Raw genomic sequence first — 10,910 nt, 5'->3', positions numbered from 1 at the left:
GATCGACGCCCAGCAGGGCGGGACTGACCTGCCGGTCGGCGATGCCGCGTTCGAAGGCGCGCGTGCCGCTGCCCGAATGACAGCTGTCCATGACGAAGAAGACATCGGCGCCGGTCCGGCGGATTCCGGCGAGAAGAGCCCCGATCTCGTCGTCGCTGATCGCATTCGGCACAAGACCGGACCCGGCCTGCGCCAGCGCCGTGTCTGCCGGCAGGAATATCTCGTCGAGCCCGTCGGTCTCGTCTCCCTGCGGGTCCAACTGGCGCGAGCCATGGCCGCTGAGGTGGACATAAATCTGGTCGCCCACGTCCGCCCGTTCCGCAAGACCGGCAAAGGCTTCGAAAATCGCCGCCCGCGTCGGCCGGGCATCGGCATCCGGCATATCGCCGAGAAGCGTGATATCGATGAAACCGGATTTATCCAGCACGTCGCGCATCAAGAGCGCGTCATTGGTGGGGCCGCGCAGATCGGGAATGTCGGGATCATCATAGCCGGCGACGCCGATGATCAGCGCGCGGGATTCGGCATGAGCGGCGTTTGCTCCGAGGACAAGTGCCAGCAAGAACAGACGGAACAGTTTTCCCATGCAGAATTCCCGAGCAATAACAACAATATTATACAACCGATTAAAAGAACGATCGAAGCCTGCGCTCTTTCCGCGCAGATCGGCTGTTTACTTAGTCGGGGCTGACGATAGACTAGCTGATATTCGATCGTCAATTTCACAGGCCTGAAACATGCGTCTTGCGCGAATTGCCCTCCTCTCCCTCGTCTCCCTGATCGTTTCGCCGCCGCTCTTCGCCCAGGAAGCCGCGCCCTTCGACCCGATCGCTTTCGAGCTGGAGCTGGCTGCCGTCGAGGCCCCGGCGGAACGTCTTGCCATGGTCGATGCGGCCATTGCCGCTCTCGAGGCTTCGCCCGATCCGGACCCCGAAATCTATTTCGATCTTTCGGCGCTGAGGCTCGAGATCCTGCGCGAGGCCGGCGAAACGGCAGCGGCGGCGGCAGCAGCCGAGGGACTGGCCGATTTCGCGATCCGCATGAGCGAGCAGCTTGACCGCAATCCGCTCCCCTATCTGGATCTTGCGGCAACGCTCTACACCGAGGCGGAAGCCTATCGCGAAGCCTTGCGCGTGCTCGATACCGAGATCGCCTATCGCCGGAATGGCGGTCAGTCGGGCCAGGTCCTCGCCGATCTCCTGAACCGCAAGGCGGAGGTCGCCAGGCTGCGCGGCGACATGGCAGCCACCGAGGAATTTGCGGGCCAGGCCCAGTTTGCGATCATGTCCACGCGCATGGGCAAGCGCAGCGGTCAGGATGGCGGGTTCAGCGCCGTCGATGTCTTCTACGCCACCGACCGCGCGCGCACCGGCAATGCCGACCCGGCCGAATTCTATGGCCATGGACGCGGTGATCTCGAATATGGCGTGGTCACCGTCACCATTCCCGATACGCATGTGCCGGGCGCCATCGAGACGCCCTCGATCTGGAAGCTCGAATTCGGCCCCTCGCCCGCCAGACACGTGATGGTCCGGAAGGTCGACCCGATGGAGGCGGATGCCTATTTCTCGAAGATGAGCAGCGAACTTGCGGGGCGCGAGCGCAAGGAAATCGTCGTCTTCATCCACGGCTTCAACACCCGGTTCGATGCCGCCGCCAAGCGCGCCGCCCAGCTTGCCTATGACATGGATTATCGCGGCGTGCCGGTGCTCTATTCCTGGCCGTCGGCCGGCCAGACGGTGCGCTACGTCGCCGATACGGCGGTCGTCCGGCTCAGCGGCCGGCGGCTTTCCATGTTTCTGGAAGACCTGCGCGCCCGCTCCGGCGCCGACACGATCCACATCGTCGCCCACAGCATGGGCAACCGCGCGCTGACCGACGCGCTGGAACTGATGGCGTTGCGGGACGGGATTAAGGAAGGCGACGACCCGGTCTTCGGCCAGGTGTTCTTCGCCGCGCCCGATGTCGATGCCGGCCTTTTCAGGGAGATGATGAAGACGATCCATCCGCTGGCCGAGCGCCTGACCCTCTACACCTCGGAAAACGACTGGGCGCTGGTCGCCTCGAGGAAGCTGCACGGCAATGCGCCGCGCGCCGGACAGGGCGGCGACAGCGTGACGACGGACGAACTGTTCGACACGATCGACATGTCCGATCTCGGCGAGGACATGCTGGCGCATACCTATTTCGCCGATGACAGTTCCGCGCTTGCCGACATCGTTTCGCTGATCTGGCGCAATCCGCCGCCGAATGTGCGCTGCGGCATGACGGAAACCGTTACTGAAACCGGCGAGACGGCCTGGAAATACCAAAAAGGCGGTTGTTTCGACAAAACCATGATCGGCCTGATCAGCCATTTGTGGAGCAAGAACGATATCTCGCGCGCGGATATTTCAGCGCTCATTTCCGAACTCGTCACCGACCAGGCAGCGGCGAGCGAGATCGAGGGCCGCCTCGACGCCTATATCGCGCCCGAAGGGCAGGAGGCGAATTGACGCTGGAGCGCCCGTTTTCATCAGGCCGCCTGCAGCCGTTCGCCGTCTTTCTGCTTGCGCTTCTGCTCTGCGTCGTCCCGGCGCGGGGACAGGAAAACGAAACCGCGTTCCAGGCGCTTCTCCGGCAGTTCTCGACGCTGTTTCAGGACGGCGACTACGCCGCCGCCGCCCCCGTGATGGAGGAGGCGATCGCCGTCTATGACCGCAACCCCGCAAACCCGATCGAACGCGCGAGCCTCGCCTATTATCTGGCGCTTGCGCATTTGAATGCCGGCAATGCGTCGGCGGCCCTCGACACGACACAGGCAGCCTTTGCCTATCGCCCCGAGCTTGTGAGCCGCTATCCGGAATTCTACTGGATCGAAGGGTGGGCCAAGGCAAGGCTCGGCTTCATCGCGCAGGCGGCCGCGTCCTATTCGGCCGGCATCAGCCTGGCGGAAGCCTACAATGAAGGCGAGCCCGGCCGGTTTGCGCCTGAAACGCTTGCGGCCCTCAGGGTTCAGGAGGCCTATCTCTCTGCCCGCTCCTCCGCCGTACCGTCGGCGGCGCTGACGATTGATCCGCTCAGCACGGCAATCGCCGACCATGAGGAATTGACCGGAGCGGAGAATTTCGACGATCGCTATCTGCTCGCCCAGGCGCTCTCCGCCCAGGGCTTCGACATCGAGGCGCGCGCCGCATTGCTCGAGCTGATTGCCACGGCGGCAGCACCTCTGCGCGCGAAGGCGCTTGCCCGCCTCGCCGTGCTGGAATGGACGCTGGAGGCGCGCGCGGCTGCGGCAGGCACGGCAAGGGCCGCCCTCGAAAATGCCGAACATCTCGACGCGGCGCGCGTCGCCGTTATGCGATCGCTGCTGATCGTCGCGACATCGGAAGGACTGAGCGAAGCCGATATTGATGGAGTGGTGGCGGAAATGGCCGTCATTGCGGAGAGGGGCGCGGAACTCACCCATGAGGACGCCGTCGATCTTCTCGAGATCGTTTCCATCATCATCAGCGCCGTCGACGAGCCCGCGCTCGAGGAACCGGCCGCGGCCGGTTTCGTCGACACCGCGCTCGCCACGCTTTACGAGATCGATGACCTCTTCCTCTCCGACAGGTTTGCACAACACAAGCTCTCCGACACCCGCCTGAGGCTTGCCCGCGCGGCCGAGAGCCTCGCCATGGCGGATCGCGCGCGCGCGCTTTATCAGGAGGTCTATTATTCCGCTGCCGCCTCGCTGCTGGAGACAACCGCCGCCGCCTCCGGTCTCGCCCGCCTCGGCGTATCGGTGGAGGGCGCATTGCGTGACGACCTCGACATGCGGCTCGCCTTTTCCGCAACCGCGGCCGGTGCGGCGGAAGCCTTTCTGAAGGGCATACCGGCGCGCTCCGAAGGGCTGCAGCAGCAGCAGATCGCGCGCCTCTCCGAAATCATGGAACAGGCCGTCGATCTCGGCTTCGACCTGCTGGAGTCCCGCGCCATTGTCGGGCCGAGGGACGCCGCAAATGTCGATGAGGCGTTCAACCAGACCGGGCCTTATGTCTTTCCCTTCGAGGATGCCTTGGCCAAGGGCTACGCCGGCACCGCCGGAGAGGGCTATTACGCGGCCATTCTCGACGACGCCTTCCGCCAGATCCAGCTTGCCCGCCAGAGCAGCGCCGGCCGCGCGATCGCGGCGATGACGGCGCGCATGAGCGCCGGCTCCGATGAACTCGCCCTTTTGCTGCGCCGGCGCGATGCGTTGATTGCGGAACGCAATCGCATTCTTGAGCGCGCCGGCGAGAAGGAGATCACGCGCTATGATCTGCTCTCGGACATCGAGCCACGCCTTGATGCGGTGGAAGCCGAGCTGGACGCGGCCTATCCCGAATACCGCAACCACGTCGCCAGCAGGCCGCTCTCGCTCGAAGAGGCGCGCGGCCTGCTGCGCCCCGATGAAGTGCTGGTGACCTACCTCCTCACCCAACGCGGCCTGCATATTTTCGCCGTGACCCGTGAAAATGTGATCTGGGACCGGACCCTGCTCGATGACGGCTGGCTTGAGGAAACCGTGCGCAAGCTGCGCGAGACGCTTGATCCGCGCGGACCGCTGCGCGCGCCCGCGCGCGGCGCGATGACGCCGTTCGACCTCGGTTCCGGGCCGGCCGAGACGCCGGAGGGCGGGTTCGACCTCGCGCTTTCCCATGCGCTCTACGAAAAGGCGCTCGGTCCGGTGCAGGCCTTGCTGCCTGAAGACGCCACCCTGCTGATCGCCCCGGACGGGCCGTTGCAGGCGATCCCCTTTGCTGCGCTGGTGGCCGAGGCGCCGGATGACGGTGCAACCGGGCCGGAACGTTTTGCCGCGGCCCACTGGGCGATCCGCGACAATGCCTTTGCCACGCTTCCACTGCCCTCGACGCTCCGCGCCCTGCGCGCCGAAAACGCCTCGCTTCCGGTCGGCGGGTTTCTCGGCATCGGCAATCCGCATTTCCGGCAGGATCCTGCGTGGCTCAGGCTTGCGCCGCTGCCGGAAACCGGCTTCGAACTGGAAACGCTCAACGCCATAGTCGCCGACGACAGCGGCACGCTGCTGCTCGGCGATGCGGCGAACGAGGACGCGCTGGCCCGGACGGCCCTCGAAGATGCCGCGATCATCGCCTTTGCCACCCACGGGCTGATGGGCGGGGAAGCGAACGGCCTCACCGAGCCCGCGCTGGCGCTGACGCCGCTCGATGATGAGATCGCCGGCATGGCGGGGATGCGCGACGGCCTGCTGACGGCAAGCGAAATCGCAGCGCTGGAGCTCGACGCCGACTGGGTGCTGCTGTCGGCCTGCAACACGGCGCAGGGCCAGGGCGGTGAGGGCTCGGAGGGCCTGTCAGGCCTCGCCCGCGCCTTCTTCTATGCCGGCGCCCGCCGTCTCGTCGTTTCGCACTGGGCCGTGCAGAGCGATGCCACGGTGGCGCTGACGACCGGCATGTTCGACGCGCTGGCCGACATGCCGGACAATGACAGCGGCGCAAAGGCGCTCCGCCGGTCAATCCTTACGATGATCGACGATCCGGAACATCCGTCCTGGAGCCATCCCGGCGTCTGGGCGCCCTTCGTCACCGTCGGCTGGTAGGCCATCATCCGTCGGCGGCTTCGCGTCCCGATGACAGTGCCCGCAGCGCATTGAGCACCACGGCGAGATCGATTGCCTCCTGCAACAGCGCGCCAGCGACGGGATCGAGATAGCCGGCGGCGGCAAAGCCCATCGCCGCGATGGAAAGAACTATGCCGGCGATCATGCTCTGGTAGGCGATCCGCATGGTGCGGCGGGCGATCGAGAAGACCGGCACCAGAAGGCCGAGGTCATCCAGAAGCAGCACCGCATCCGCCGCCTCGACGGAGGCCGCAGAGCCGCGCGCGCCCATGGCGACGCCGATGTCGGCCGCCGCCAGCGCCGGCGCATCGTTAACGCCGTCTCCGACCATCATCACCGCGCCGTTCTTGCGCTCGGAGAGCACGCTCAGCACTTTCTGGTCGGAGGAAAGGTTCGAGAGCACACGGTCGAAGCCGAGACCGGAGGCCATGTGTCGCGCCGCCGCCTCGGCATCGCCGGTCGCGAGCACGATGTTCTCCACGCCATTGCCGCGCAATGTATCGAACACCGAGCGGGCGCCGGCCCTCACCCGATCGGAAAAATGCAGTTCGCCGGCGCGCGCTCCGTCGACCAGAACATGGACGACCGAGGTGCCGGCCGGCGTCGCGGCCTTCTCCCAACGGCAGGAAACATCGTGGCCGCGCCAGCGCGCCTCGGCAAAGCGCCGCCCGCCGACCACCACATAATGGCCATCGACATAGCCTTCGACGCCTTCTCCCGGCGTCTCGACAACCCTTTCGGGCTGGCTGAGCGAAAGCTCCTTCCGCTTTGCCGCAGCAACGAGCGCGCTTGCCATCGGATGTTTGCAGGCAATATCCAGCGAGGCGGCAAGCTGAAGCAACGCGTCCTGTTCATAGCCGTCGGCTGACCGGATCTCCGTCAGTCCCGGCCGGCCGACGGTGAGCGTGCCGGTCTTGTCCAGCGCCACGGAACGAACGGAAGCGATCGCCTCGATGACCCTGCCGCCCTTCAGCAATATGCCCCGTCGGGCCGCGGAGGAAACGCCGGACATCAGCGCGACCGGCACGGCGAGGATGAGCGGACAGGGCGTCGCGACCACCAGCACGGCGACCACGCGCAGCGGATCGCCGGTGACCCACCAGGTGGCGGCGACGCCTGCAAGCGTCGCGGCCAGGAAGAACAACGCGTAGCGATCGGCAAGGCGCGCCATCGGCGCTTTCGCGGCCTGCGCCTTTTCCACCAGGCGGACAATTCCGGCATAGGTGCTCTCGGCGGCCGCGCGCCGCGCCGTCATGTCGAAGGCATCGCCGACATTGGTCGCCCCGCTCAACAGGCTTCCGCCGGAGGCCTGGCGCACCGGCTCGGCCTCGCCGGTCAGAGCCGACTGGTCGAGCACAGCCATGCCCGAGAGAAGCTCTCCATCGGCCGGTATGACATCACCCCGGCGGATCAGCAGGCGATCGCCCGGCAGGACGGTTTCGACCGCAACCTCCTCGGTGTGTCCGTCGCGATAGCGCAGCGCCGTGCGCGGCGCGCGTTCCAGCAGCGCCGTCATCTCGCGGCGCGCCCGGCGGTCGGCGAGAACCTCAAGATAGCTGCCTCCGGCATACATCAGCGCGACGATGGCTGCGGCCAGCGTCTCCCCGAAGGCGAGCGCGCCCGTCATCGACAGCGCCGCCAGGAGGTCGATGCCGAATTCGCCGCGCTTCAGCGAGGAGACAGCATCCGCCAGCAGAAAAGCGAGTACCGGCAGTGTCGCGACGAAGAAGGCCGCGACCGCCAGTTCCGCTGCGCCGGCATAGCGCGCGGCAAGCCCGGCCGACAGGCCGACGAGGGGAAATGCGACGAGCAGTCGCCTGATCTGTTCGCGTGACGTCATGGCGTGCGCCTTTCGCGGGCCGTCCGGCCCGGCCTCTTGCCGTTCATCACCTCCATTCTTGATGGAAGCAAAAAAACGGCAATGATCGAGGTCATGTCCGGCGCCGGATTGGGAAAATGGAGCATCGGCGCCGGGCGATCGCCGCCCCGCGGTTCAGCCGCCAATCCGCCGGATCGTCCCGCCTGCGATATAAGTGACGCCCTGAACCGCCTTGATGACCGGCGCATCGGGCTTCTCGATCCTGCGGCGCAGAAGCCGGATCGCCTCCTCGGCCATGCCGATCCGGTCATAGCGGATCGTGTCGAGACGCGGCGCCGTCATCGCCGACCAGCTGATGTCGTCGAAGCCGATGACGGAGAAGTCGTCCGGCACTGTCAGGCCGTTCTCGCGCGCGGCCTGCATCGTGCCAATGGCCATCAGGTCATTGCCGCAGACCATGCCGGTCCAGTCCCAGCTTTCGTGCTCGCCGAAATAGCGCTTGAAATATTCAAGCGCGGTCTCGTGGCGGTCATGACCGATGACCAGTTGCTCGCCGCTCGCGTCCGGACATTCCGACACGGCGTCGAAGAAGCCGCGCATGCGCTCGCGCGGGCTGTAGCGCAGATTTCCCGCCACGAACAGAAGCCGCCGGTGGCCGGCCTCGAGCATCGCCTCGGTGGCGCGCTTCATGCCGGCGTAATTGTCGACGATCACGCTGTCGAAGCGCATCCTGGTATCGACATTGTTGACCAGGACGAGACTTCCGTTTTCCTGAAAGAAACGAGCAACTTCCGGGATCGGGTCGACATAGAACATGAAGGCGGTGGCGGTCCCGTGCTCTTCGGCCTGGCGGGTGACGAAATCAAAATCCAGGTCTTCCTCGGGAAGAAGCTTCGGGAAAAGCTGGAGCCCGTTTTCGGCGGCGGCGGCCACCATCCCGTCATAGGTTTCCTGGAAGATCGGATGCAGGCCGCCGGTGACCGGATGCATGGGCAGATAGACCACGGTCTTGATCTCCGCCTCGGGCAGGCGCGCCGGCAGCGCCCTTTCCCGTTCTGAGTAGCCCAGTTCCTCGGCAATGCGGCGCACTCTCTCGCGCACCACAGGGCTGATACGCTGAGCGCCGCCGAGCGCGCGCGAGACCGTGCTGATCGAGACATCGGCACGAAGCGCGATGTCCGCCTGACTGATCTTCTTGCCTCTTGCCGTCATCGAAACCCTCCCGTTTGGTATTCCCGCCGACAACCGCGCTAGAGCGCCGTGCGTCCATTCGGACGCACGGCGCTCTAACCTATTGAATCTACGCATCTGCCCGAAAATCGATTCCGATTTTCGGGCAGATGCGCTAGCCATGCGCCGCGCCCCGCCGCTTCATCAGCAGCACCCAGACGATCAGCATCGCTGCAATACCGATCAACAGGGATTGCTGCAAGTCGAGGGTATCGCCAAGACCGCCGAGCGTGACCGCGCCGAGCGCCGGACCGACCCGAAAGATGATGCCGTGCAGCGACATCACCCGCCCGCGCAGATGGGCGGGGCTGCCGAGCTGCAGCACTGTCTGCGAGGCAACCCCACCGGCGGCCAGCGCGCCGCCGAAGAGGACAGCGCCGATGAGCGCGACCGTGATATTCTCCGTCAGTGCCAGAACCAGCGCCCCGAGAACCGCCAGAAGCGTCCCCCAGACGGCAAGCGGCACCTGCATGCGCACGCCGCCGATCATGTTGGCGAAACCGGCGATGATGGCGCCCAGCCCCATGGCCGAGGACAGGAGCGCCAGTGTTTCGGCGCCGCCGTCCAGCACCCGGTCGGCAAGTTCCGGCAAAAGCTCGCTGATCGGCCGGATCAGGAAGGCGGCCGTGGCATAGAGCATGAAGACGAAGGCAACCGTCGGCTCCACGAAGATCTGCCGCATTCCCTCGGCAATCTTCAGCCAGATCGAGCCATCCCCGGAAAGCCGCGGCAGGACATTGAAGCGCACCGCCGTCAGCATCAGGAAAAACAGCCCGGCGAAGCAGGCCGTCGCCACAAGCGCGACAGCCCCGCCGAAGGCTGCAATCAACCCGCCGGCAAGCGCCGGGCCGGCAAAACGGGCGAGATTGAACAGGATGGAATTGAGCGAGATCGCGGTTCCAAGTTCGGCATTGTCGACAAGCCCGGTGATCGCCGCCTGGCCGGCAGGCTGGGCAAAGCCGACGACAACGCCGTTGACCGCCATCAGCGACAGCAGGAGCGGAATGCTCAGCGCGCCCTGCATGGCCAGAAAGGCAAGCGCGGAATAGATGCAGACTGTTGAGAACTGGACCCGCATCAGGATCGCCCGCAGATCCGCCCGGTCGGCCACGACGCCGGCATAAAGCCCGACGAGCACGGTCGGGATCATCTCCGCCGTCACGGCGAGGCCAACCCAGACCGATTTATGGGTCAGTTCCCAGGCGAGCCACGCGATCGTCGTCTTGAACATCCACTGCGCCAGAAGCCCGGATGCATTTCCGAGCGTGTAAAGCGCGAAATTGCGCCGGGCAAAAAGCGTGCGCAGGTCCGTGGCTGCCGACATGACGCCCCCTATCGCGTCATGCCGCGGGCATCGACGCGCCACTCGGAAACGCCGCCATTCTCCAGGACGAAGATGCTGTCGTGAAGATTGGAAACCGGACAGACATGGTTCGGGATGATCCTGAGCCGTTCGCCGATTTCCGGCTTTTTCGCTGAGGCCGAAAGATCGACCATGCCGTGCTCCTCCGTCAGCCGCTCGATCACGGCATCGGGATAGTCGCGGATCAGGCCGTAGCCCGGGCCGCCCTTGCCGGCGGGATCGCTGGTCAGCGATTTGGTGCCGGCATCGATAATGGCGCGATCGGGCGTCGGCCGGCTGACGACGGTGACGAGGACGTCGAGCGCGCACTCTTCCAGCCCGGCATGGCCGACGCCCATAATCATCCGGTCATTATAGATATAGGTGCCGACCCGCAATTCATCGATCACGCCGAATTCATGGGTCCTGAAAGCATTCGGCGTGCCGCCGCCGGAGACTTTCGGGATCGCGAGGCCGGCTGCCGCAAAGGCGTCGCGCGCCTCTTGCACAAAGGCGACCGAAGCCTCGCTCGCGGGATAGGTCATCAGCCCGTCGAAGGAAAGATGCGGCGTCTCCGTAACCTTTTGCGCCAGCGCCAGCGCCTCCGCCACGGTGACGACGCCGGTGCGGCCAAGCCCGCTGTCGAACTCCACCAGAACGCCGATATCCGCATCGGCCATCCGAGCCGCCGAAGCCACCGTCTCAAGCGCCGCCCGGCTGTCGATGGCCACGCTCATCTTCGCGCGTCTGGCCAGCGCCGCAAGCCGCCTGGCCTTGATCGGGCCGATCAGCGGATAGGAGATCAGGACATCCTCAATCCCCGCATCGACCATCACCTCGGCCTCGCCCAGCTTCTGGCAGGTGATACCCTTGGCGCCGCGCGCAAGCTGGCGCTCGGCCAGCTTGACGCTCTTGTG

At 65.6% G+C, this 10,910-nt stretch carries 7 protein-coding genes; 2 read left to right on the top strand and 5 right to left on the bottom strand.

From position 1 onward, the window contains the following. Positions 1 to 586: caspase family protein (locus AC5DC2_RS12010; protein ID WP_491698642.1), on the bottom strand; the 586-nt coding region annotated here is incomplete at its 3' end. A gap of 151 nt (positions 587 to 737) precedes the next feature. On the opposite strand from AC5DC2_RS12010, the gene AC5DC2_RS12005 reads away from it, so the two are divergent. Together AC5DC2_RS12005 and AC5DC2_RS12000 are read left to right on the top strand one after the other, a co-directional pair. Then, the gene (locus tag AC5DC2_RS12005; RefSeq protein ID WP_491698641.1) at positions 738 to 2,495 is read left to right on the top strand and encodes an alpha/beta hydrolase; all 1,758 of its coding nucleotides are present in this window, start codon (positions 738 to 740) and stop codon (positions 2,493 to 2,495) included. After that, positions 2,492 to 5,581 carry a CHAT domain-containing protein gene (locus tag AC5DC2_RS12000; protein ID WP_491698640.1) on the top strand — a complete coding sequence of 1,030 codons (3,090 nt, stop codon included), beginning with the start codon at positions 2,492 to 2,494 and terminating at the stop codon, positions 5,579 to 5,581. The genes AC5DC2_RS12005 and AC5DC2_RS12000 overlap by 4 nt, the downstream gene beginning before the upstream one ends. A gap of 4 nt (positions 5,582 to 5,585) precedes the next feature. On the opposite strand, the gene AC5DC2_RS11995 is transcribed toward AC5DC2_RS12000, so the two are convergent. The 4 genes from AC5DC2_RS11995 to AC5DC2_RS11980 all read right to left on the bottom strand — a co-directional run. Further along, positions 5,586 to 7,442, bottom strand: a complete 1,857-nt coding sequence (locus tag AC5DC2_RS11995; RefSeq protein WP_491698639.1) for a heavy metal translocating P-type ATPase — start codon at positions 7,440 to 7,442, stop codon at positions 5,586 to 5,588. A 153-nt stretch (positions 7,443 to 7,595) separates the two neighbouring features. Beyond that, positions 7,596 to 8,633: a LacI family DNA-binding transcriptional regulator gene (locus AC5DC2_RS11990; RefSeq protein WP_491698638.1), complete on the bottom strand. Its 1,038-nt coding sequence runs from the start codon at positions 8,631 to 8,633 to the stop codon at positions 7,596 to 7,598. A 133-nt stretch (positions 8,634 to 8,766) separates the two neighbouring features. Continuing rightward, positions 8,767 to 9,975, bottom strand: coding sequence for an MFS transporter (locus tag AC5DC2_RS11985; protein WP_491698637.1), 1,209 nt, complete (start codon positions 9,973 to 9,975; stop codon positions 8,767 to 8,769). 8 nt (positions 9,976 to 9,983) lie between these two features. Continuing rightward, positions 9,984 to 10,910 (bottom strand): alanine racemase (locus AC5DC2_RS11980; RefSeq protein ID WP_491698636.1); only part of this gene is annotated, 927 nt, incomplete at its 5' end.

The sequence above is a fragment of the Martelella sp. genome (assembly GCF_984369615.1).
This window is presented reverse-complemented; position numbering and strand designations above follow the sequence as displayed.